Here is a 22,599-nt window from a genome sequence, read left to right on the forward strand (position 1 = left end):
TTTTTTACTATTTTGGCTTTGCTGTTTTTCTGTAATCCCTTCTCACTATCACTTCCCGAAAATGAAACCACCCTGCTATGGGAAGTCTTGGAAGGGGGAACAGAAATCGATTTTGGATGGCAAGGATGTTATCGATCCACGTTTCCAAGTATCGTTACCCAATTTTAAAGGAGTTGCGGAAATAGTTCCTGCGATTCCGCGATCTTCGGATGGACAGCTATTGTTTTTGATGGATATGGTCAGCAAGATGAAGCGGCTAGATGATAGTCCTCTGGGTTCACGGATTGCGTCAGTGCATAATGGATCGTCTTTGTTTACGGGGGATGCTGGTAGTGGTGAGAGTAATATTCGCCGCTACATTATCGAAAATGATTGGTTAGAGGCAATTATTCAACTGCCGAATAATTTGTTTTACAACACAGGGATTACTACTTATATTTGGGTTTTGGCGAATCATAAAGCGCCCCAGCGTCGGGGTAAGGTGCAGTTGATTGATGCTTCGGAGATGTATCGCAAGTTGCGTAAAAATTTGGGTGCGAAGAATTGTGAGTTTGCGCCTGAACATATTGAGAAGATTACGGAAATATATTTAGGAATGCGATCACAATTCGCTAAATATGACTCAGAGGGAGAGGGGAGTAAGAGAGAGATTTCTAAGGTTTTTGATAATCGGGATTTTGGCTATTACAAAGTAACGGTGGAGCGTCCTTTGCGGTTGGCGGCTCAGTTTACGGCGGAACGGGTGGAGAGTTTGCGGTTTGTCCCTGCTTTGCGGGAGGTGATGGAATGGGCTTATGGTGAATGGGGCGATCGCCTATATGCTGAGTTGGAGACAGATGCTAAGTACAAAAAAGCGATCGAGGAATATATCGATAAAGAAGAGCTTGCTATATCTCCTAAGAATCGTAAGGATTTGCTATCGGTGAAGACTTGGGAGACTCAAAGAGATTTGATGCGATCGGCTGAGAAGTTAATGGGGCATATTGGCGGGGAGCTATATCTAGACTTTAATCAGTTTGCGATTATGTTTGATGAGGCTTTGAAAAAGTTAGAAATCAAGCTGTCATCGAGTGAGAAGAATCAAGTTTTAAATGTGATTAGTTGGCGCGATGAGTCGGCAGCTAAGGTGGTGAAGAAGTTGCATAAACTCAAGGGGGATAAGCTCAATGAGTTGCTTGAGTCTTTGGGAACGGTGCAGGAGCATTTACAGGATTATGGCTTTTGGGCTACAGGGGTTAGTGGTGAGTGGGTTGAGTATGAGTCGGATAGTGAGTTACGGGATAATGAGAATGTGCCGTTAAATTATGCCCTCACCCCCAGCACCTCTCCCAGTGGGAGAGGGGAGCAGAAGAACCTCACCCCCAGCCCCTCTCCCACTGGGAGAGGGGAGCAGAAGATCCACGCTTATTTTGTGCGGGAGGTGCGTCCTCATGTGGCGGATGCTTGGATTGCTTTGGATAAGACGCAGATCGGCTATGAGATTAGTTTTAACAAGTATTTTTATCAACATAAGCCTTTGCGAAGTTTGGAGGAGGTGACCTCGGAGATTTTGCAGTTAGAGCAGGAGACTGAGGGTTTGTTAAAGCGGTTGGTTAGTTTTGGTGAGGTAGGATAATGTCAGCGAAGGATACTTTTCATGATGCGGTTAGAAATGGTTTAGAAAAGGATGGTTGGACTATTACATCTGATCCATTACGGTTTGATTATGGTGATGTTACCTTTCAGGTTGACTTGGGCGCAGAGCGTTTACTGGTGGCAGATCGAGGTAATGAGAAAATAGCGGTTGAGGTCAAGAGCTTTTTAAGACCTTCGGCGATAACAGATTTTTATGCAGCTTTGGGGCAGTTTATAAGTTATCGTTTGGCGTTGCAGCAAGTGGAGCCAGATCGGTTACTCTATTTAGCAGTACCAAATGATGCTTTCAATAGTTTTTTTCAGACTGAGTTTGCCAAGGTTGTTGTCGATCAATATGCGGTTTTGCTAGTTGTTTATGAACCTATTGAGGAGGTAATTGTAAAATGGATAAACTAAGTATTTATCGTAAATATATTCAAGATATTTTGACCACTTACGCTTCTTGGGGTAATCCTAAAGATGGTTTGGAAACACAGTTGATTTTTGATTGCGATCGCGATCATTATCAATGGCTAGATATTGGTTGGGAGGGGGCGGTAAGGGTCTATTCTTGTGTGATGCATTTTGATATTCGGGATGGCAAAATCTGGCTACAACGCAATATGACGGATCTCGATCCTGCTGAGGAATTGGTGGAGTTGGGTGTGCCGAAGGAGGATATTATTTTGGGTTTACAGCCGCCTTATAAACGCAAATATACTGATTATGGTGTGGCTTGAGGTCAAGATTTCTGATAATATTTAGGTTGGGACAGTCAAAGCTGTTAATTTTATGGAAACTTCAATGTTAGAAAAACTGATTTTATTCTTTGTGTGCAAGAGCAAGGGATACATTACCAAAACTCAGTTGGTGAAGTTTCTGTATCTTGCTGATTTGTATTCGGTGAAGTGGACAAAGAAACAACTTACAAATTTAGATTGGCGTTATTATCGCTTTGGTCCTTGGAGTGAGGATATTGATAGCTGTTTGACGGCTCTCTATACGCAGGGCGTTTTAGGTGAGGTTCAAAATAATCAAGCTGTTTTGATTGAACCTCGTGAAAATTGCCCAGATGTTAATGATTTGAGATTTTCTAAGGGGCTGGAGTTGATGTTGAGAAATATCCGTAAGGAATGGATTGGGGCTAAGTTAGATGATCTATTAGCTTATGTTTATCAAACTGAGCCAATGCTAGAGGCTAAAAAACATTATCAACCTGAAGAGAAGGCGCATTTAAATCTTTTTTTAGAGCATGAAAAAGTAGTTGCTGAGTTAGGTGTGTAGAATGGCGGGTCAGCGTCCCCGACAGGGTTGGATCTATATGATTAACCCTTATCGAGTTTCTTTGTCTTGTGGTAGAAGGCATCAGTATTTTTATGATTTGACTGAACCCGATGAGGTTAGTTGCAAACATTCAGGTTGCGATGAGGTTATTAATTCTAGTCGAGTTTTTAGAGGAGCGCATCCGTATATTATTTGGTCAAGTGATGAGTTTCAGGATGATACGGACTACATCAAGACTTTTACAGTAATTCCTTTAACTTCTAAACAGACTTCTGCGGGGTTGCCGAGTGTTTATCCAATTACAAAGACAAAGGCTAATGGTTTAACAGCTAATTCTTATGCTTTGGTGCATCAAATTTGTACGGTTGATGGTAATTGTTTTAAGGATGGTAATGGGGATTGGTTAGTAAGAATGGGGCAGTTGTCTTTGGATGATAAGGAAGAGATTAATCAAACTTTAATTTATTATTTCGATCTTTCTGGAGATCCGACTGATGATTGGTTTCGAGAAAATGCTTCTCCTGATTTGGTGCAAAAGGTGTATGGTTTGCTGTCTGATGTTGATAAGGAGATGGTTTTAGAAAAGTTATTAGATAATTATGGTAAGGGGGACAAATAAATGGTTATGGCTTTTCCTAAGTATGAGAGTTATAAAAATAGTGGTGTGGAATGGTTAGGAGAGATTCCTAGTCATTGGGAAGCTAAGAGAAATCTTGGTTTATTTGATGAAAGAAAAGAAACTAATCGCCCAGATATGGAGCTGTTATCAGTAACCATCGATCAAGGTGTTATTAGACAAAGTGAGATTTCAATCAAAAAGGATTCGTCAAACGAAGATAAGGCTAAATACAAGGTAGTGTATCGAGGCGATTTAGCTTATAACAAAATGAGAATGTGGCAGGGTGCGATCGGTATGTCAGATTTTACTGGTATCGTCAGTCCAGCTTATATCATTCTGAATACGCGCAACAAAAATTACGCTAAATTCTTCCATTATCTCTACCGTACAGAACTATTTATTAAAGAAGCTAATCGACATTCTTATGGACTATGTAGTGATATGAATAGTTTGCGGTATGAAGATTTTAAAACCCTTTATTCACCAGTACCACCTCATGATGAAGTCAATAGAATTGTTGATTTTCTCGATCGCACCACTACCTCCATAGACCAAGCGATCGCCAAAAAACAACGCCTAATCGAACTCCTCAACGAACAAAAAGCCATCCTCATCAATCGCGCTGTCACTAAAGGGCTAAACCCTAATGTCCCTATGCGTGATAGTGGTATTGAGTGGATAGGCGAAATTCCTGAGCATTGGGGAGTCTCTCGAATTAGTTTTATCGGTAAGATAGGAAATGGAAGTACGCCTAACAGATCAAATGCTTCTTATTGGAATAATGGGGCAATTCCTTGGCTTAATAGCTCAAAAGTAAATGACATTATTATCAAATCAGCTGAACAGTTTGTCACCCCAAAAGCTGTTCGTGAGTGTCATCTTCCTTTAGTTAAGCCAAATAGTATTGTCATAGCAATCACTGGCGAAGGAAAAACTAGAGGGAATTCAGCAATATGCAAAATAGAAACAACTATTAATCAACACCTTGCTTATATAGAAATATTGGATAAAGACATCCTGCCAGAATTTCTTCATCTTTATCTTCAAGGAATGTATGAATTGATAAGGCTTAGTTCTTCGGGAAATGGCAGTACAAAAGGAGCTATAACTTGTGATGACATTAAAAAATATAAAATTCCAGTTCCTCCATTAGAGGAGCAGAAAAACATTTTAAATGTGACTTCTAATCGGATTAAAGATATAGAAGAAGTTAGCCAAAAGACATTGGAAGGTATTGAAAAGCTTAATTCTCTAAAACAAGTTTTTATTAGTGAAGCAGTTACAGGCAAAATCAAAGTATAAGTAAAGTAAAGGCGAGCCTTCGTTAAACATATAATAAAAATTAGAAAAATTTAAGTTGCGTAAATATGCCTGCAAAAGACATTTACCATGATGCGGTCAAAAACGCGCTTATTCAAGACGGATGGGAAATTACCGCCGATCCTTACTTCATTAAGTACGAAGACGCTGAACTTTATGCAGACCTCGCCGCCCAAAAGCCGATCGCCGCACAACGTCAAGAACAGAAAATCGTTGTCGAGATCAAAAGCTTTATTGGTAGATCTCCCATGTATGACTTTCACAACGCTATCGGGCAGTACATCGTTTACCGTAACCTCATCCAGATCACTGAACCTGAATATAATCTTTATCTAGCGATCGACGACCTCACCTACGAAAACTTTTTTCAACGTGCCTCAATTCAATTAATCACCAAACAAAACAACTTAAAAATTATCGTTGTAGATACTCAACAGGAGCGCATACAGTTATGGATAAATTGACCTACTATCGCGACACAATCCAAACCCTGCTCATCGACTACTACAACCTTAACCAACAGCAAAACCAAAACAATCCAATTTGCGATCGCCTAGCCCTCGACCCAGAACGAGATCAATACCTATGGCTTCGCACTGGATGGGATGGCAAAAAACGAGTTCAACATATCATCCTTTATTTACAAATCCAAAACGGTAAAATCTGGATAGAAGAAGACAGTACCAACTTTTGTATTGCTGACGATCTGCTCAACGCCGACATACCTAAACAAGACATCATCCTCGGCTTTCAACATCCCAGCAAAAGACACCTCACCGAATTTGCAACCAATAGCGAAAACGAAATTTTACTCATAAGGTAATCAAAATGGTTCAACTTGCCCCAAAACTACTCAGCACCGATACCTTTATCGCCAAATATGGCGACACAACGCAATACGAACTAATTGATGGAGAACTAATTGATTTGGAACCAACAGGACTACATGAACAAGTAGCCGCCCTCATCGGACGGAAACTCAACATCGCGATCGATCAGCAAAACGCACCATTTTTTATTCCCTATCGCTGCTTGATCAAACTATTAGGCACAGAAACCGCCTTTCGTCCTGATGTCATCGTCCTTGACCAAAGCCAACTCCACCAAGAACCATTGTGGCAACAAGAACCGATCATTTGCTTAGGTCAATCGATCAAACTGATCGTTGAAGTTGTCAGCACCAACTGGCAAAATGACTATGCTCGTAAAGCCGAAGACTACGCTCAACTAGGCATCCCCGAATATTGGATCGCTGACTATCTTGGACTTGGTGGCAGAGAATATATCGGCACACCCAAACAACCCACCCTCACGATCTGCACATTGCAAGGCGATCGCTACCATCGACAACTATTTAGAAATAGCGATCGGCTGCAATCTCCCACATTCCCAAGCCTAGAACTCACCGCCGATCAAATCTTTGCAGCAGGAAAACCGTAAAGATAGGCGGCGCGTTGCGCCGCTTATCTTTGCCATCATAAATTTTAGAAATATCAAATTATGGTCAGCCAAACCAACGAAAAAAAACTAGAAGACCTCATCGAGAGATCGCTAATTACCAACTCACGCTATGAAAAAGGGGATTCGGCTGACTACGATCGCGAATTTGCGATCGACAAACAAAAATTTTGGCAATTTCTTGAAACCACTCAATCACAACAACTCGACAAACTACGCGATCGCCCCAATTGGCAACGCCTGATCCTCGAACGCCTTCATCGCAAAATTCAAAAAGATGGCATTATCTCAGTTTTGAAAAAAGGACTAGCGATCGATGATGCACACCTCACCCTGCTCTATAGCCTTCCCCACAACGACAACAACCCCGAAATTCAAGCCAATTTTGATCGCAACATCTTCTCCCTAACGCGCCAAGTCTACTATTCCGAAAGTAACCCCCAACTCTCCATTGATATCGTTCTATTTATCAATGGCATTGCGATCGCCACCCTCGAATTAAAAAATCCTTGGACAGGTCAAACCACTTACCACGCTAAACAACAATATTGCAGCGATCGCGACCCTAAAGAACCGCTATTTCAATTTGCCTGTTGCCTCGTTCACTTTGCCGTTGATACCGATGAAGTTTGGATGACTACCAAACTCGATCGCCAAAGCACCTATTTCTTACCCTTCAACAAAGGCGACAACTATGGTAAAGGCAATCCAGTTAACCCCAACGGACACAAATCCGCCTACCTCTGGCAAGAAACCCTCACCCGTGAAAGCCTATCCAAAATCATCGAGCATTTCGCCACCCTCTCCACCAAATCGAAAACCCTACTTTTTCCCCGTTACCATCAACTCGATGTTGTCCGCCAAATCCTCAGCCATGCCCAACAAAACGGCGTAGGACATAAATATCTGATCCAGCATTCCGCAGGTTCAGGCAAATCCAACTCGATCACATGGACAGCCTATCAACTGATCGAACTCTATGCCCAAGGTGCATCCACACCCCTCTTTGATTCCGTCATCGTCGTCACCGATCGCCGCATTCTCGACAAACAACTAAAGGACACCATCCAAGGTTTTGCCGCCGTTAAAAACATCATCGCCCATGCCAGCAACTCCCAAGAACTCAAAACCGCTTTAGAAACTGGCAAAAAAATTATTATCACCACGATCCAGAAATTCCCCTTCATCGTTGATGGTATTGAAAATCTTAGCGATCGTAACTTTGCCGTGATTATCGATGAGGCGCACTCCTCTCAAAGCGGACAAGCTGCCGATAAACTCAGCATGACGATCGGCATGGATGAAGAAGATCCAGAGGATAACCAAGACAAAATCCTGAAGGTCATGGAAGGACGCAAGTTAAGTAAAAACGCATCCTATCTCGCCTTCACCGCCACACCAAAACCAGCTACCCTCGAAAAATTTGGCATTAAACTCCCCGATGGTAAATTTCAGCCATTTCACCTCTACTCCATGAAACAGGCGATCGAAGAAGGCTTTATTCTCGATGTCTTAGCCAACTACACCACCTACAAAAGCTATTACGAAATCCAGAAATCCATTCAAGATAATCCCCTTTTTGATACCGCCAAAGCTCAGAAAAAACTCCGCGCCTATGTAGAAGGTCACAAGGAAACGATCGCTACCAAATCCGATATTATGCTCAACCATTTTATCGAACAGGTTTGGCAACCGAAAAAGCTCAAGGGCAAAGCCAAAGCCATGATCGTCAGTCGGAATATTGAAACTGCGATTCGTTATTTCTTTGCGATTCGTGACGCTCTCACTGCCGCTAATATGCCATTTAAAGCGATCGTCGCCTTTTCTGGCGAAAAAACTGTCGATGGTATCAAATATACCGAAGACATCCTTAACGGATTTCCTAGCAAAGATATCCCCACAGAATTTGCGAAGGATGACTACAAAATTTTAGTGGTTGCCAATAAGTTCCTCACAGGTTTTGACGAACCCTTACTGCACACAATGTATGTCGATAAAAAGCTGCAATCCGTTCAAGCCGTCCAAACCCTATCGCGCCTGAATCGTTGCAATGCATCCGTAGCCAAAAACGATACCTTCATCCTTGATTTCTTCAATACCATTGATGAAATTAAAAAAGCCTTTGACCCTTTCTATACTTCTACAACCCTCAGTCAACCCACTGATATCAATATTCTCCACGACCTCAAAGAAGCATTAGACGGTGTTGGCGTATATGAATGGAATGAAGTTCAGCAATTTAACCAACTCTTTTTTAATAAGGCTGAAGCCGATCAGCTTAGCCCTTTAATTGACACTGCCGCCCATAGATTCGATCTCGAACTAGAAATAGACAACGAAGCCAAAATCGACTTCAAAATCAAAGCCAAACAATTTGTCAAAATATACGCTCAAGTCGCTTGTATCATTCCCTTCAATAATATGCAATGGGAAATGTTGCACTGGTTTCTCAAATTCCTTATTCCTAAACTGATAGTCAAAGATCCTACACAAGAACATCTCGATCAGCTACTAGAAAGCATCGATCTATCTACCTATGGCTTAGAGCGCGTGAAACTAAATCATGCAATTACCCTAGATGCAAACGCATCAGAACTCGATCCGCAAAACCCTAACCTGCGAGGTTTTCACGATGAAATCCAAAAAGATCCCCTCGATGAAATTATTGCCGCCTTTAATACCCGATTCTTTACAGGATGGAATGCAGTCAAGTTTATGAACATTGTGCGTCATATAACCCAAAGTCCTAATTACGAATCTCAAGTAGTCAACAACCAAGATGAGCAGAACCGTCATCTAGCCTTCGAGCAGTTAATCAGAGAAGCTATGAATAAAGAACGAAAACAAGATTTGGAGACATATAAACGCTATGTCTCCGATCCCGATTTTAAGCGAGCCTTTGATGCCAGTATTATGACGCTACTTCCCAAAGCGAGTGGACATCAGATAGCACTTTGAAAGCGCTGCTAAGCCGTGCTTTCAAAAAAAACAAAGAAGCAGATTTTTAATGTTACGGTGAAGCCGCAACATTAAAAATCTGCTTCTTTATCAAAATATGAACACAAGTGGACTCGAACCACCGACCCCCACGATGTCAACGTGGTGCTCTAACCAACTGAGCTATGCGTTCTGACGGATTAATAATATAACATAGTGGAGTTATATTCAACAAAAAATCTATGAAACTAATTTTGTATAGCAAGCAGGGATGCTGCCTATGTGAAGGTTTGCTGACAAAATTACAACAGGTAAAGCAAGTTGCCTTCGAGCTAGAAATTAGAGATATCACTAGTAACCCAGACTGGTTCGATCGCTACCAGTATGAAATTCCTGTCCTGTGTGTACTTAACGATCGCCAACAGGAACAGGAATTACCAAGATTTCCCCCGCGATCGCCTGTGACGAAACTTGAGGAATTACTTCAGCGTTATCAATAAGATCTGGCAATTTTTATAGTTTTGTCACGCTCTGCGGGGCAAAACTATAAAAATTGCTGAATTACATTGGTTAAGTTCTTAAGTTTGACTGGTTTAGTTAGGTATTCATTCGCGCCTGCTTCTAAACACCTCTCGCGATCGCCGACCATCACACAACCCGTCAGAGCAATCACAGGGATCTTTGCCAATTCAGAATTAGCCCGAATATGTTTAATTGCCGTAAGTCCATCCATTTGGGGCATTTGAATATCCATCAAAATGATATCGGGGTGATCAGCGATCGCTGCATCTAATGCTTCTTGTCCATTACTAGCCAATGACAACTGATATCCTCTACTTTCTAGATAGTCCCAAATGCTCTGGACGTTACTGGGGTTATCCTCGGCAATTAAAATTTTGGGAGGACTTGTGCGCGGCGGCGATCGCAACTCTCGAGACTCTGCGTTTAGAACATTGACCTGTGCAATATCTGCTTGATTTGCTGATTGGGAATGCTCTAGATGATTTGCTTGGCTCGAATTCCCTTGATTATCATTTAACAGAGCCACAGCAACTTGCTGACAAGGCAGCTTAATCTTAAAACAACTACCATGATGCAGTTCGCTCTCAATACTGACGCTGCCACCATGCATTTCGGCAATTTTTTTGACTAAAGATAAACCTAATCCTGTACCTGTATATTGGCGATTGACCGCACTATCGATTTGGATAAAAGGCTGAAATAGCTTGGTAATATTCTCTGGAGCAATACCAATACCATTATCTATGACGGCGAAACATACTGCGGGTATTTGATTACTATCATTTTCAACTGAAACTTCTAGTGTGATGCTACCGCCTTCAGGGGTAAACTTGACGGCATTAGACAGTAAGTTAATTAAGGCTTGACGCATTCTTAGTTCATCAACGCGAATTTGAGAACTTTGTGGACTGTTAAAGCGATCGCTTACTAGCGATATTAGTTTAATATTCTTTTTAAGTGCAATCTGCTTCACAAAGGTCATACTGTCTTCGCAGAGACTCCTCACAGAAGCATTTTCAATATGCAGTTCCAATTTGCCTGATTCAATTTTGGCAATATCGAGAATGTCATTAATCAGTTGGAGTAAATGTTGACCACTACTTTCGATTGTATGTAGAGATTGCTTTTGGCGATCGCTTAATTCACCAAGGGAGCCATCTTGCAAAGCCTCGGACAGTCCTAAAATTGCATTGAGAGGAGTGCGTAACTCATGACTCATATTTGCGAGAAACTCATCCTTAAGCCTTGTCGCACGGGCTAAATCAAGATTGGTAAGCATGAGCTGCTCATTAGTTTGCTGCAATTGCTTTTCACTTTGTTGCAGAGCTTCTGTTCTGCGTTGTACGCGCTCTTCTAACTCTTGGTTTAGCTCCCTTAGGGCTTGCTCTGCCAACTTCCGTTGCGTGATATTTTCCTTAACTGCTACATAATGAGTAATTTCACCTTCACTGTTCTTAATCCCCGAAATAGAGGCAAATTCCCAATATAGTTCGCCATTCTTTTTCCTGTTTTGGAACTCGCCATACCATTTCTCGCCTGCTGCTAGCCTCTCCCACATAGATGTATATTCTTCGGGTAAGGTATAGCCTGTTTTCAGGATACGTGGATTTTGACCTCTAGCTTCTGCTAAGGTGTAACCTGTGATTTCCTCAAATTTGGGATTAACATATTCAATTTCACCATTTACATTGGCTTTGTTGCATGAATAAAAAGAAGCCAAAAGATGGAGGATCTTAGAAAATTAACGAACAACAGGAGAGGAGAGAGGTTTAGCCAGTTGAATCATGCGATTAAGAGCAGCACATTTGATGAACAACTCAACCGCCTGATTGTCAAATTTACGAGAACATAAAGTAGCACCAAAGATTTTTTTGAAACGAAACATCGTAGTTTCTGCCAAAGAGCGCCGATGATAACCTGAGTCACGTTTCCATTTTTTACGCCCATGTTTACGGATATAACGGAGATTTTGGTCACGCGGATGTGGTGGAGCATTGGTATTGCCATGCTGCCAGATTTTGGCATCTTTGCGCGGAGGAATCACGGCTTTAGCACCATGTTGGGCAATCTCGTCATAACAATGACGATGGTCATAAGCTCCATCTGCGGAAACTTGAGCAATTTCAGCATCAATCGCATCGAGAATATCGGCGAGTACTTCTCCATCGTGGCAATCATTCGTGGTGACGACCGCAGCCAGTATTTCTCCTGTTGATTCATCGGCTCCTAGGTGTAATTTGCGCCATGTCCGTCTCTTACTAATTCCATGCTGCCGTGTTTTCCATTCCCCTTCGCCGTATACTTTGATCCCTGTCGAATCAACTACTACATGCACTGCTCCCTGTTTCGGGATTACTGGTAAGGTCACACTTAAACTTGCTGTCCGTCTTGACACGGTGCTGTGGTCTGGTACTGGTAAATCTATTCCCATCAAGGCAAATATTGACTCTAACAGTCCTTGCGTTTGTCTTCCTGCTTGCTGATATACCGCTTTGACCGTGATAAATGTCGCTATTGCTATATCACTGTAATCTTTGGAAGCTCCCCGTTTGCCACTTAATGTTTGATTTAACCATCCTTCAATTACTTCTTCGCTCATCCAAAAAGTCAGGCTTCCTCTTTGTTTTAGCCCTGCGTTATACTCTGTCCAGTTGCGGATCTCATGTTTCTGTGTCATTTGCTGGGACTCCATCTCCTGATTTTTATCTAATTTACCTTCTCTTCCCCTTTTTATGCAACAACGCCATTTACATTAGTAATCACAATAGAAGAAGGACTTTGTTCCGTAGCTCTAGAGAGAATTTTCAAATGTTCTTCTACTTTTTGGCGTTGATTGATTTCTGCTTTCAGTTGTTGATTCTGTTCAGCAAGAGTCTGAGTCAGTCTGCGTAATTTTAAATGTAGTTCAATCCTTGCAATTACTTCTTCTTGTTGAAAAGGTTTAGTGATATAGTCAACCGCCCCCAAACTTAGTCCCTTTACTTTATCTCCAGAACTAGCTAAAGCAGTCATAAAGATCACTGGGATATCACGGGTTTTTTCTGAGTCTTTGAGTTGTCTGCAAGTTTCAAACCCATCAATCCCCGGCATCATGATATCTAACAAAATCAAGTCAGGCAAAGCTTTATGAATCCTGTGAAGCCCACTTGTACCATCCATCGCAATCAAAATCTTATAACCAGACATCTCTAGCACCTGTGACAGTACTTTGAGGTTGGCAGGATTGTCATCGATAATAAAAATAACTGCTGATTGACTACCGTTCATGACTTTTCCTGCCCATTATTCGAGTTGATAAGCTGCAAAATGCTCATTTCGTCAAAATCCTGTGCCAAAGTTACTAGGTGATTAACAAACCACTGGTATTGAGTGTCTAGTTGAACAATTCGCTGGGCTTCTTGCTCGATCGCCTTAAAATCTCCAACCTCTAAGGCATCACGAATGATCGTGAGTTCTCTATCTGGAGGAATAGTCTGACGGATAGGATCTGCATTATACAAATCAAGAGATGGAGGAGAAGGCAGAGATTCGGCATAAATCCAAGATAGATTCAGATGCTGAGCTAGTTTGTTGAGTAAAGTTGTTGCTTCAATTGGCTTCACTAAAAAGTCACTACAGCCTGCTTCTAGGCTTTTTGCTTGATCTTGGGGCAAGATACTAGCAGAAATTGCCAGAATAGGAATACGTGGAAATTGTGGCATCCCTCTAAGCATCTGAGCCATTTTAAATCCATCCAGCACAGGCATAATTAAATCGGTAATGATGGCATCAATGGAGTTAGAGGTTGCCATGGTAATACCATGATGTCCGTTGACCGCTTCGATCACATTAAAGTCCCATGACTCTAGCAACTTAGCGATGACGCTACGGTTTACCCATTTGTCATCTACAACTAAAATCGTCCGTTTTTGCCCCACATAGCCAATTACGCGATTATTTGTCAAATTAGATGTCCCTTGAGTAAAGATCGTAGCACTAGTTTCAGGTAATTCCAAGTCAAACCAGAAACGACTGCCCTTCTCCAGTTCACTTTCAACACAGAGCTTACCTCCCATCATTGTTACTAATTTCTGAGAGATGGCTAGTCCTAAACCTGTACCATCGGGACGATCATGGCGATCGCCAACCTGCTCAAAGGGTAGAAAAATCTGAGTAAGGTTATCAGCAGCAATACCTCGACCTGTATCGCTAATCGTGAATCGAATTTTTCCTGTAACCACTGATTCGTCTTTTAAGGTGTCTGGTAACATCTCTGGAGATGGAGATGCGGTTTCACCTTCGGTAGATTCTTTGGCGATCGCCTCGACTTTCATGGTTACACTGCCAAAGTCAGTGAACTTAATCGCATTGCCTAACAGGTTAAGTAGGACTTGGCGTAAGCGTTGTTCATCCACTAATACAAAAAAAGGTAAGCGATCAGAAATTTCAGAATGAAATAGTAAATTTTTTTCTTCCGCTTTAATTTGACACATTTGGGCTACGCCAGTTAAGAAATTGGGAAATTCTACTTCTGTGGGACTAAGCTCTAGCTTGCGTGCCTCTATTTTCGATAGATCAAGGATCTCAGAAATCAAGTCAAGCAAATGACTACCACATTGGTAAATGATCTGAAAACCTTCTTTTTGCTTGAGAGAAAAGTCAGGATCAGTTAAATAAATCTGAGCATAGCCAAGGATGCCATTGAGGGGAGTCCGCAATTCATGGCTCATGTTGGCGAGGAAAGCACTTTTCGCATGGTTGGCTTCTTCGGCGAGTTCTTTCGCTTTTTGTAAGGCTAATTCGTTGGCTTTGCGCTCAGTTACATCTGTAGCGATCGAAATTAAGGTTTTGCGCCCATCGGCAATTCGTCCCAAGTTTGCCGAGCCAAAGTCCCAAATCCGACTAGAGCCATCTTTAGTAATTATAGAAAATTCCCCATTGTTTTGAATGCCCTCAGTTTCATAAAGGTGACTAATCACATCTTGCATCTGTAGATGGCGATCGCTATAGGCTTTTTTTGTCCATTCCTCAATCGTAGGAATATCGTTAAGTTCGTAGCCACTCAGTTCTGTCCAAGCGCGATTAATTGCTAATACCTCTCCGTCTTCTGCATGAAGCATGATCGGCAAAGGCGCATTGATGATTGCGTGCCGAAATCTTTTTTCATTCTGTTTTAACGCTACTTCTATTAACCTTTGTTCTGTAATATCCACTGCCATTGCAATAGCGGCAGATTTACCATCTGTGTGGTTGGGTAATAGTGCTGAGCCAAATCGCCAAATACGCTGTGAGCCATCGGCAATAGTCAATGTAATTTCCTGATCTAGATAGCGATCGCTATCCAGGTTCGGTTGTGGTCTAATTAGTGGTAAATAGTCACGACAAAATTGCTCTGTCCATTGATTAATCTCTTGAATATCGCAATCAGCATGACCAGATTGATTAATCCAAGCACGATTGATCTGCAAGATCGCATTCTCCTCTGTATAGAGAATGATCGGGAAGGGAGCATTAATCAGTGCTAAGCGAAACCGCTCCTCACTTTTTTTGAGAGAGCTTTCAGCTTGTTGCCGTAATCTTTCAGAATCAGCTAAGGCTAGAGCAAGTTCCACATCTTCGGCTAATTCTTTCAGTAAAGCGATGACATCATCAGTAAAGTAGTTGATTACTGACGAGTAAAACATAATCGCGCTAATAGTGTGTCTGTCAATTCGTAGGGGAAAGGTAGCACTAGCTTTAATGCCATGACTAAGGGCGATTTCATGCCAAGGGGCAGTAATTGAATTTGCTAAAAAATCATTGATAATTATAGGGCGGATTTCGCGGATAGCTTTACCTGTGGGGCCATGAGCAATTTCTAGCTCAGGATCTATGGAGATTTGGATATTTTCGAGATAATAGGTTGCTGAACCTGCCGCCGCCGTGACTTTGACCATTTTCGTAGCAGGATTAGGAATACCCACCCAAGCCAATCGAAATCCTCCATACTCGATCGCAATTTCACAAATTTTTTGTAATAACTCCTGTGGATTGCGAGTTCTCACGATCGCTTCATTGGCTCGACTCAAAAAAGTATGTAGTTGTGTAGATTGCTCAAGTTGCCTTTGAGTCTTCAGGCTATTAGTGATGTCCTGTACAAAAATAAAAAATTGACCTTCACCTTCGGTAAAATAGGAAATGCCAATTTCAACATCAATGATTTGTTTGTCTTGGCGCTGCCATTTTTGCGTAAGTCTTTGCTTTTGGGTTGCGTCAGAGTTAGCGATAAAGTTTGTGATCTCAAAGGAATCATCTACTGCTAGATCAAAAACACTGAGATTTAGTAGTTCTTCGGTGCTGTAACCCGTAATTTTGGCTAGAGAATCATTGGTCTGGATAAACTTGCCTTGGCGATCGAATAGAGCATAACCATCAATGGAAGTTTCGATCGCAGTGCTATAACGCTTCGCATTATGCTCAATAATGGCTGCATGATCGATAGCAGATTGCTGCTGTGAAGCAAGTAGCGCTAATTCACTATTTCTCCATAGTTGTCTCGCAATATAGAGCACGCTCGCAATGAATAAGAACGTTAGAGCACTAATAACAGTCGCCAGTTGGTTCAACGGAGCATCAGCTTCTATTTGATCCATTTTAGAGATCATGATCCAAGGAGTTCCCTTGACCAAATATGAGGCTCCGATGACTTTATTACCTCGGTAATCAATCCCTTGCAATAATGATTGATGGGTTTGAACTGCTTGAATCGCTAATACTTCTTGATTGTCAAATGATTTGATAAGTTCTAGGGGGGCATTGTTTTTGTATCGAAGAGGAGTCAAGTACCTTATAAAGTTTTGTTCTTGGCGCACCAATAATGTTTCTGTGGTCAAATTAGAATTTGGCCATGTCTGGAGGAGTGGAAATAGATATTTGGAAGCATCAAACTCCATGTAAACAGCCCCTAACAATGGCAATGATGCATTGGAATGATCATATATAGGCGCAATTACTCCATGCACAATCGATTTCCCTGTTGGAGTTTCTCGCCAATAGAGGTCTATTAATTCTGCTTTACCCAAATAGTATGGTGATGGAATTAGTTTCTGCCGAAAAACAGACAAAACTTCAGGAGCTAAGTCTGAGTCTTGATTAAGAACTGGGGCAACTATATTACCTGTGAGATCTATCACAATAATGCGGCTATAGCCATATTCTTCTTTAGTCTTGTTGATTGCCTCTTGCAAAGCGTTTTGATGAACAGCTAGAGCTTTATCCCGATTCTGAATTGCTTTGAGAACTTGTTCTAACGAATGGATGCCTGCAAATATTTGTGCATCAGCTTTGCGTTCAGATAGCCACTGTTGGATCTGCTTAGATTTTAAATCGGCGATCGCCAAAAGAGCTTCTTTTGTATTTTGGTTGATGCGTTGTCCAAACCATTGAAATGCTAACCACCCACCACCAAGAATACTCACTATTGCGATCGCTAGAGAAAGAAACAATACTTTCGCAAGAAATTGATGCTTTTGAGGATTTACCTGTAAATACTTTGGGTGGTGATGATGAAGCATATGCTTAAACTCAACAAGCTGGCTACTCGCATACTAGAAGAAATTATTCTTCATATTCCTATTTTTGCTCAAACTACGGATATATTAGTGACTTTTTAAATATCTTATTTGTTATAGAGATTACCGTAACCTTCCTGAATCTAAAGTTACCACGAATTTATGACTTTGCTTTTAGAGCAATAATTACAAAAAGCATATGATTGTAAATCTACGCGAAGCAAGGCTTGATGTTATCTGAGGTGATGGCATACTAACCTAAGGGACTTGCTATTAAAGTACCTGTGGCTTCGACTCCGCTCAGCCAACGTTAGCTGAGCGAAGGCGAAGCTAGATCAACGTGGGACATTTTTTATCTGCAAGAGCCTGAGTCCTAAACAATATCAAAATCAATACATCAAACAAAGCTATGCCAGAATCTGATTATTTTGAAGGTTTAACTTGGACAGCAGAAGCCAAGGTCAAATATAAAAACATTCCCTACTTTGTGCGATCGCAAGCTCGCCAAAGAATTGAGCAACTTGCACAGGCGGCAGGGAGTGATACGATTACTGCTGAAATTGTCGAAAAAGCTAGAGTTGAGTTTGGGCAATAGAAGGAACAAGGTAGAGGATATAAGGAAAGGAAAGTTTTGATGGCTAGTGAATCAGCTGTGGGATTGCAGGACAATGGGCTAGGGAGTCAAAATCGCGATCGCGGTTATTTGTTAACAGAGCAGGCAAATCCCCATAGCCAAAATTTGGATCGGCTCAGTCCTCTAGAAATCGTGGAACTGTTTAATCAAGAAGATCTCAAGGCAGTTGAGGCAGTTGGGAAAGAAAAAGAGGCGATCGCCCAAGCGATTACGGTAATTGCTGAAGCAATTACCAATGGCGGCAGGTTGTTTTACATTGGGGCAGGAACGAGTGGAAGGCTTAGTGTCCTCGATGCGGCGGAATGTCCTCCCACATTTTGCAGCGATCCTGAGTTAATCCAAGGGATTTTGGCGGGTGGAATGAATGCGATGGTACGCAGTTCCGAAGCTCTCGAAGATCGTGAGGATGATGGAGCCGCCGCCATCCAAGAGAGAAATATTAGCGATCGCGATGTTGTCTTTGGGATCACCGCAGGGGGCACAACTCCCTATGTGCATGGAGCCTTAAAAGAAGCGAAACAACGGGGGGCAAAGACGATCTTTTTTTGCTGCGTCCCTGCCGAGCAATTTCCGATACAGTACGATATCGAGATTCGTCCCCTTGTCGGTGCAGAGATTTTGGCTGGCTCGACCCGCCTCAAGGCTGGGACAGCCACCAAACTAGTCCTAAACACCATCTCGACAGGTGTAATGGTGCAACTAGGCAAAGTTTACGGTAATCGGATGATTGATGTCTCTGTCACCAATAGCAAACTTGAAGATCGCGCCATTCGGATCATCCGTGACCTCACATCCCTCAGCCGTGCAGAGGCAGCAGAGTTATTAGAGCGATCGGGTAGAAGTGTGAAACTAGCCTTATTAATGCATTGGAAAGGTGTAGATGCAAGCATTGCCACGCAAATGCTCCAAGCTACTAATGGGCATCTAGGTCAAGCGATCGCTTAGGGACTTGCTATTGATTAAAGTACCTGTGGCTTCGACTCCGCTCAGCCAAAGTTAGCTGAGCGGAGTCGAACGTTAGCTGAGCGGAGTCGAACGTTAGCTGAGCGGAGTCGAAGCTAGATAACTTTGGTGGGACATTTTTTATCCGCAAGAGCCTTAACTATACAAACTAAAGACCTGTGGTGATCGCAGCGCGATCACCACAGGTCTTTTTGAAATGGTTTGAGCACCAAGCGCTGTAGGTTATAAATTACAGTTGAGATAAGATGTGTTAAGCAAAAAATGTAGAGACTATGACAGGCATACAACTCCGTCAAGCGATCGCGAATAAATGGAATTTTTCCTATGATGTACAATTACGAAAAACTCAAGGCAAAATCTTTTTGCAAGTAATGTGGCGCTATCAAGAGCAGCAGTCCTTTTCGATGAGTGAAGTCGAATTTCTGCAACATCTCGATACCATCGCTTCTTACTTAAGCGATTGGGGTGTAGTCGATCAGGTACAAACATTTATTGCTAATACCAAAGAACGCCCACGCCTTGGTAAAGCTGTAAGTATCCCTCTCCAAATTGGTGAGCGATCGCTAGAATGGCTAGTCGAGTAGCTTGAAAGTACCTAACATTACGTCTCATTTCGATGAAGAATGCTATAAAAGTTAATCAAAAGTCGATCAAAGTGTGGAAAAAGTATGACCTGTTGCTGACTTTCTGGGCTAAAGATTGTACGCTTATGATGAAAAGTCATTTGTAAATATATTTCCATAAATCACATTCAGGAAACTGAAACTTTTCTACGGTACGCCGCTAACCATACCTAAGTCAAAAACGTCAGGGCAAAAATATGAGTCAAGCAGGAGCTAACCCATGGGATCGCCAGTTTGTTAACCTTGGGCGAATCATGCAGTTCTTGCGTGATGAAGATAGTATCGACAATCTATTAACTGCTACTCTCGATTATCTTCGGGACAATTTTGATTACAAACTGATCTGGATTGGGCTGTATGACCAAGAAAACCATCGCCTCACAGGAAAAGGTGGTACTACTCCTGCGGGAGAAATTAAGTTTTTAAAAGATCGCTTTCCCCTCAATGCGGGAGATTTACTCGATCAGGTGATTTTGCAACGACGACCTGTCCCGATCGCCGATCTGCGCCAAGAGAAACGTAGTGGTGAATGGCAAAAAGTCGCTCAAAAATTTGATATTCAAGGTACTTTGCTTTGGCCGATCTATCATCGCGATCGCAGCTTTGGTGTTGTGTTACTCGGCTCAACACAGTGGAATGTGACTCCTCGCAATGAAGAACGAGCAAGGCTATCGGTCGTCTTAGGCACTCTTGGCTCGACCCTCAGCCGTCTTGATGCCGAATGGCACTACCACAACGCCAAACGCCCCGACGAACCCCTACTGCAAATTCTTGGCAAAATCCGCAATATTCCGACCTTGACCGAGCGCCTTGAAGAGATTGTGCAGGAAACCCATAGTTTTGTGATGCCCGATCACACCAATATCTATTGGTTTGAGCGCGAACATCAATATTTTTGGCGTAGGGTTGCCAATCGCCAACCAGGCCCTAAGTCAAAGCAAGCCATCGATAATACCGCAGGTGTGACTGTACAAAATGCTCCGGGGTTATATCAGGCTCTGTCCAGAGATCAGATTGTGGTGGTGGTCGATGCCAAATCCATGACCAAAAGCGAAATTAACAATCGTGTGATGGAACAGTTTGGTGCAGTTTCGATTATTATTGCGCCGATCTTTTTTCAATCAGAGCTATTGGGCTTTTTATCTGTAGAAGGTGATGAGCCGCGTCTCTGGACAGATGATGAGCGTAATTTTGTGCTTGGTGCAGCCCAGTTAGCCGCGATTACGGCTCCCTTAGAGGAAATGGAAGTAACGGTGGATCGCATTGCTTCCGATCAAATTTTGACGGCTGGAATTGCAAGAGCTATTTATTCCAACAATGATTGGCAACAGGCGCTAGAACAAGCGGCGGAGCAACTATGTCAACGTCTTGGTCTAGAGCGCTTTTGGGTTGCGACCTATGATTCAGATAATGAGGTTTTTCGGGTTGACTTTCAGTATCATCCCAAAAATCGTCGCCCTATTCCCAATTTATTGCCTGGCTTAGCACCCGTCGATTTCCAGATGCTCGAGCAGTCCCCCGATGCGGCAACGGTGGAAAATCTCGATAGCGATTTCAAGTTCTTGTCATGGCGAACTTCATTACTTGATCTCGATGTGCGATCGATGATCGTCAGCAGCACTTCAACAGGCAAATCCCTAGAAGCTGTTTTAGCAGTTGCCCATGAAGCCCCACGCACATGGTCGCGCCCAGAACGCGAGATGGTGCAGGCAGTTGCTCAACAAATCGGTTTAATCGTCCACCAAAACGAATTGCAACGCTTATCCGATGAGCGGCAAAAGTCGCATCAATCGGTGCAATTTGGGCTAGTTGCTTTACAGCAGGCGAACTCCCTCGATAAATTGCATCACACAGCAACCCAGCTAATGGCTCAAGTAACCCAATCGCCCCTTGCAGTATTGGTGGTATGGCTCCCCGGAAGGCAAGGGGGGCAAATTGCCTCGGTTTTTAGCAGTAGAGATGAATATCAACTCACAGTTAACGAAACGCTGATTGCGATCGAGGAAGATCCCCTCGTGCAATGGACAATTCAAAGTGAGGGGATTTTGCCACTCAGCATCCATGATTTGCCAGAACAGACTAGAGCTTGGCTCAATGCTCCTGCTCTTGGTCATTTGATGGTGACAGCATTGAGAACAACCCCCGATCATCAACCAACAGGGATGATTTTAGTTGCCGATCGCGTAGGGCGGCGCTGGGTCGATCGCCAGTTGCAAGCCTTTAATATGTTGACTAATCAGCTTGCATGGTCGCGTCGTCATTTGATCCTCGTTGAGCATCTCAAACATAACCGTCAAGAGCTAGAACGTCTCAATTGGTACAAGCATCGTCGTTTAGAAGATATCTATCGTACCGTCAGTAGTGGTGTACAGCGATTACTAGATGCCGATGCCCGCGCTAATGGTACGGGTGGCATTAATAACGTCACCTTGCAAAGTTCTCTCAAACAGTTGCAGGGTTCGCTCTCATCCCTGCCCCAGATCATCCGCAAAGAGCAATGGCGCTTGCGACCTAACTATGAGACTGCACCACTTGCAGGGATGCTCAAACGAGCCTTAGAGAGAGTCGATTCCCTCGTGAAGCAACGGCAGATATGGTCACAGGTGCATAATCAAGCCAATGTCGTCGTTGGTGGTGACATTGCCAAGATGGAAATGATCCTCAATGAGTTATTGCTATTTGCCTGTGGACGCTCAGAAGTCGGTGGTCGCATCGATCTCTGGTGTCGCCAAATCGATGAGAAACTATTAGAATTATCGATTACGGATTATGGCGTGGTGGATGCGGCTTTGCTCCAAGAGTTACACCAAGGTAGGGCGATCGATCCTTTATCTCCATCATTACTAGATCAACCCCCTGGGCTACATTTAGCGATCTGTCAAAATCTGATGTTAGAAGCAGGTGGAGAGCTATCTCTCTATCAATTAGAAGACAACCGTATTCTCAGTCGTCTCATTTTGCCTCTCTCTACTTCATAGGTAAGGATAGGCAGCAGCGCAAAGCGCTGCTGCCTATCCTTACGACCATATTTCATTTTGCCGTAGGCAAAATGAAAACTTAAAACCCTTGGTAAAATTGATTTTCTGTAACTAATTT

General features: G+C 42.7%; 18 protein-coding genes, 1 tRNA gene and 1 pseudogene. 15 read left to right on the top strand and 5 right to left on the bottom strand.

Going from position 1 to position 22,599, the window contains the following annotated elements; translation table 11 throughout:
* Nucleotides 1-46: 46 nt before the first annotated feature.
* The 10 genes and pseudogenes from HC246_RS02700 to HC246_RS02745 all read left to right on the top strand — a co-directional run.
* Nucleotides 47-1,615: pseudogene (locus tag HC246_RS02700) on the top strand (HsdM family class I SAM-dependent methyltransferase); the annotation flags it as partial.
* Nucleotides 1,615-2,031 carry a XisH family protein gene (locus tag HC246_RS02705; protein ID WP_169362042.1) on the top strand — a complete coding sequence of 139 codons (417 nt, stop codon included), beginning with the start codon at nt 1,615-1,617 and terminating at the stop codon, nt 2,029-2,031. The pseudogene HC246_RS02700 and the gene HC246_RS02705, both read left to right, overlap by 1 nt.
* Entirely contained in the window at nt 2,019-2,354 is a 336-nt protein-coding gene (locus HC246_RS02710; RefSeq protein WP_169362043.1) for a XisI protein, read from the top strand. Before HC246_RS02705 ends, HC246_RS02710 begins: the two co-directional genes overlap by 13 nt.
* A 64-nt stretch (nt 2,355-2,418) precedes the next feature.
* A complete protein-coding gene (locus HC246_RS02715; protein ID WP_169364439.1) occupies nt 2,419-2,898 on the top strand; it encodes a type II toxin-antitoxin system antitoxin SocA domain-containing protein in 480 nt (159 codons plus the stop codon).
* A 37-nt stretch (nt 2,899-2,935) separates the two neighbouring features.
* Nucleotides 2,936-3,517 carry a type II toxin-antitoxin system PemK/MazF family toxin gene (locus tag HC246_RS02720; RefSeq protein WP_211167613.1) on the top strand — a complete coding sequence of 194 codons (582 nt, stop codon included), beginning with the start codon at nt 2,936-2,938 and terminating at the stop codon, nt 3,515-3,517.
* Nucleotides 3,518-3,523: 6 nt separating this feature from the next.
* Nucleotides 3,524-4,819, top strand: a complete 1,296-nt coding sequence (locus HC246_RS02725) for a restriction endonuclease subunit S (protein ID WP_169362045.1) — start codon at nt 3,524-3,526, stop codon at nt 4,817-4,819.
* A gap of 65 nt (nt 4,820-4,884) precedes the next feature.
* Entirely contained in the window at nt 4,885-5,301 is a 417-nt protein-coding gene (locus HC246_RS02730; RefSeq protein ID WP_169362046.1) for a XisH family protein, read from the top strand.
* On the top strand, nt 5,289-5,660 hold the full coding sequence (locus tag HC246_RS02735) for a XisI protein (protein WP_169362047.1): 372 nt from the start codon (nt 5,289-5,291) through the stop codon (nt 5,658-5,660). Before HC246_RS02730 ends, HC246_RS02735 begins: the two co-directional genes overlap by 13 nt.
* A gap of 5 nt (nt 5,661-5,665) precedes the next feature.
* A complete protein-coding gene (locus HC246_RS02740; protein ID WP_169362048.1) occupies nt 5,666-6,277 on the top strand; it encodes a Uma2 family endonuclease in 612 nt (203 codons plus the stop codon).
* A 60-nt stretch (nt 6,278-6,337) separates the two neighbouring features.
* Entirely contained in the window at nt 6,338-9,253 is a 2,916-nt protein-coding gene (locus tag HC246_RS02745) for a type I restriction endonuclease subunit R (RefSeq protein WP_169362049.1), read from the top strand.
* 98 nt (nt 9,254-9,351) lie between these two features.
* On the opposite strand, the gene HC246_RS02750 is transcribed toward HC246_RS02745, so the two are convergent.
* Nucleotides 9,352-9,425 (bottom strand) — tRNA-Val (locus tag HC246_RS02750).
* 49 nt (nt 9,426-9,474) lie between these two features.
* Between HC246_RS02750 and HC246_RS02755 the strand changes: the two genes are divergently transcribed.
* Nucleotides 9,475-9,732, top strand: a complete 258-nt coding sequence (locus HC246_RS02755; RefSeq protein ID WP_169362050.1) for a glutaredoxin family protein — start codon at nt 9,475-9,477, stop codon at nt 9,730-9,732.
* 44 nt (nt 9,733-9,776) lie between these two features.
* On the opposite strand, the gene HC246_RS02760 is transcribed toward HC246_RS02755, so the two are convergent.
* The 4 genes from HC246_RS02760 to HC246_RS02775 are packed head-to-tail and all read right to left on the bottom strand — an operon-like array spanning nt 9,777 to nt 17,286.
* Nucleotides 9,777-11,474: an ATP-binding response regulator gene (locus HC246_RS02760; RefSeq protein WP_169362051.1), complete on the bottom strand. Its 1,698-nt coding sequence runs from the start codon at nt 11,472-11,474 to the stop codon at nt 9,777-9,779.
* A 21-nt stretch (nt 11,475-11,495) separates the two neighbouring features.
* Nucleotides 11,496-12,431 carry an IS5 family transposase gene (locus HC246_RS02765; protein ID WP_169364403.1) on the bottom strand — a complete coding sequence of 312 codons (936 nt, stop codon included), beginning with the start codon at nt 12,429-12,431 and terminating at the stop codon, nt 11,496-11,498.
* Nucleotides 12,432-12,484: 53 nt separating this feature from the next.
* A complete protein-coding gene (locus HC246_RS02770; RefSeq protein WP_169362052.1) occupies nt 12,485-13,021 on the bottom strand; it encodes a response regulator in 537 nt (178 codons plus the stop codon).
* Nucleotides 13,018-17,286: a PAS domain S-box protein gene (locus HC246_RS02775; protein WP_169362053.1), complete on the bottom strand. Its 4,269-nt coding sequence runs from the start codon at nt 17,284-17,286 to the stop codon at nt 13,018-13,020. The genes HC246_RS02770 and HC246_RS02775 overlap by 4 nt, the downstream gene beginning before the upstream one ends.
* Before the next feature lie 406 nt (nt 17,287-17,692).
* Between HC246_RS02775 and HC246_RS02780 the strand changes: the two genes are divergently transcribed.
* From HC246_RS02780 to HC246_RS02795, 4 genes are all read left to right on the top strand, one after another.
* A complete protein-coding gene (locus tag HC246_RS02780; RefSeq protein ID WP_169362054.1) occupies nt 17,693-17,878 on the top strand; it encodes a PCP reductase family protein in 186 nt (61 codons plus the stop codon).
* 39 nt (nt 17,879-17,917) lie between these two features.
* Nucleotides 17,918-18,862 (top strand): N-acetylmuramic acid 6-phosphate etherase, encoded by a 945-nt coding sequence (gene murQ / locus HC246_RS02785; RefSeq protein ID WP_169362055.1) that lies wholly within the window; start codon nt 17,918-17,920, stop codon nt 18,860-18,862.
* 290 nt (nt 18,863-19,152) lie between these two features.
* Nucleotides 19,153-19,464 carry a DUF3067 family protein gene (locus HC246_RS02790; RefSeq protein ID WP_169362056.1) on the top strand — a complete coding sequence of 104 codons (312 nt, stop codon included), beginning with the start codon at nt 19,153-19,155 and terminating at the stop codon, nt 19,462-19,464.
* 236 nt (nt 19,465-19,700) lie between these two features.
* The gene (locus HC246_RS02795; protein ID WP_169362057.1) at nt 19,701-22,481 is read left to right on the top strand and encodes a sensor histidine kinase; all 2,781 of its coding nucleotides are present in this window, start codon (nt 19,701-19,703) and stop codon (nt 22,479-22,481) included.
* Nucleotides 22,482-22,599 lie beyond the last annotated feature (118 nt).

Origin of the sequence: Pseudanabaena yagii GIHE-NHR1, assembly GCF_012863495.1 — a bacterium.
GTDB lineage: Bacteria > Cyanobacteriota > Cyanobacteriia > Pseudanabaenales > Pseudanabaenaceae > Pseudanabaena > Pseudanabaena yagii.

Bases quoted from the DNA above. Each gene is read 5' to 3' on its own strand.
- HC246_RS02735 (WP_169362047.1), top strand. From the start codon at position 5,289: ATGGATAAATTGACCTACTATCGCGACACAATCCAAACCCTGCTCATC.
- HC246_RS02770 (WP_169362052.1), bottom strand. From the start codon at position 13,021: ATGAACGGTAGTCAATCAGCAGTTATTTTTATTATCGATGACAATCCT.
- HC246_RS02720 (WP_211167613.1), top strand. From the start codon at position 2,936: ATGATTAACCCTTATCGAGTTTCTTTGTCTTGTGGTAGAAGGCATCAG.
- HC246_RS02715 (WP_169364439.1), top strand. From the start codon at position 2,419: ATGTTAGAAAAACTGATTTTATTCTTTGTGTGCAAGAGCAAGGGATAC.
- HC246_RS02740 (WP_169362048.1), top strand. From the start codon at position 5,666: ATGGTTCAACTTGCCCCAAAACTACTCAGCACCGATACCTTTATCGCC.
- HC246_RS02725 (WP_169362045.1), top strand. From the start codon at position 3,524: ATGGCTTTTCCTAAGTATGAGAGTTATAAAAATAGTGGTGTGGAATGG.
- murQ (WP_169362055.1), top strand. From the start codon at position 17,918: ATGGCTAGTGAATCAGCTGTGGGATTGCAGGACAATGGGCTAGGGAGT.
- HC246_RS02790 (WP_169362056.1), top strand. From the start codon at position 19,153: ATGACAGGCATACAACTCCGTCAAGCGATCGCGAATAAATGGAATTTT.
- HC246_RS02775 (WP_169362053.1), bottom strand. From the start codon at position 17,286: ATGCTTCATCATCACCACCCAAAGTATTTACAGGTAAATCCTCAAAAG.
- HC246_RS02780 (WP_169362054.1), top strand. From the start codon at position 17,693: ATGCCAGAATCTGATTATTTTGAAGGTTTAACTTGGACAGCAGAAGCC.
- HC246_RS02795 (WP_169362057.1), top strand. From the start codon at position 19,701: ATGAGTCAAGCAGGAGCTAACCCATGGGATCGCCAGTTTGTTAACCTT.
- HC246_RS02705 (WP_169362042.1), top strand. From the start codon at position 1,615: ATGTCAGCGAAGGATACTTTTCATGATGCGGTTAGAAATGGTTTAGAA.
- HC246_RS02765 (WP_169364403.1), bottom strand. From the start codon at position 12,431: ATGACACAGAAACATGAGATCCGCAACTGGACAGAGTATAACGCAGGG.
- HC246_RS02745 (WP_169362049.1), top strand. From the start codon at position 6,338: ATGGTCAGCCAAACCAACGAAAAAAAACTAGAAGACCTCATCGAGAGA.
- HC246_RS02755 (WP_169362050.1), top strand. From the start codon at position 9,475: ATGAAACTAATTTTGTATAGCAAGCAGGGATGCTGCCTATGTGAAGGT.
- HC246_RS02730 (WP_169362046.1), top strand. From the start codon at position 4,885: ATGCCTGCAAAAGACATTTACCATGATGCGGTCAAAAACGCGCTTATT.
- HC246_RS02710 (WP_169362043.1), top strand. From the start codon at position 2,019: ATGGATAAACTAAGTATTTATCGTAAATATATTCAAGATATTTTGACC.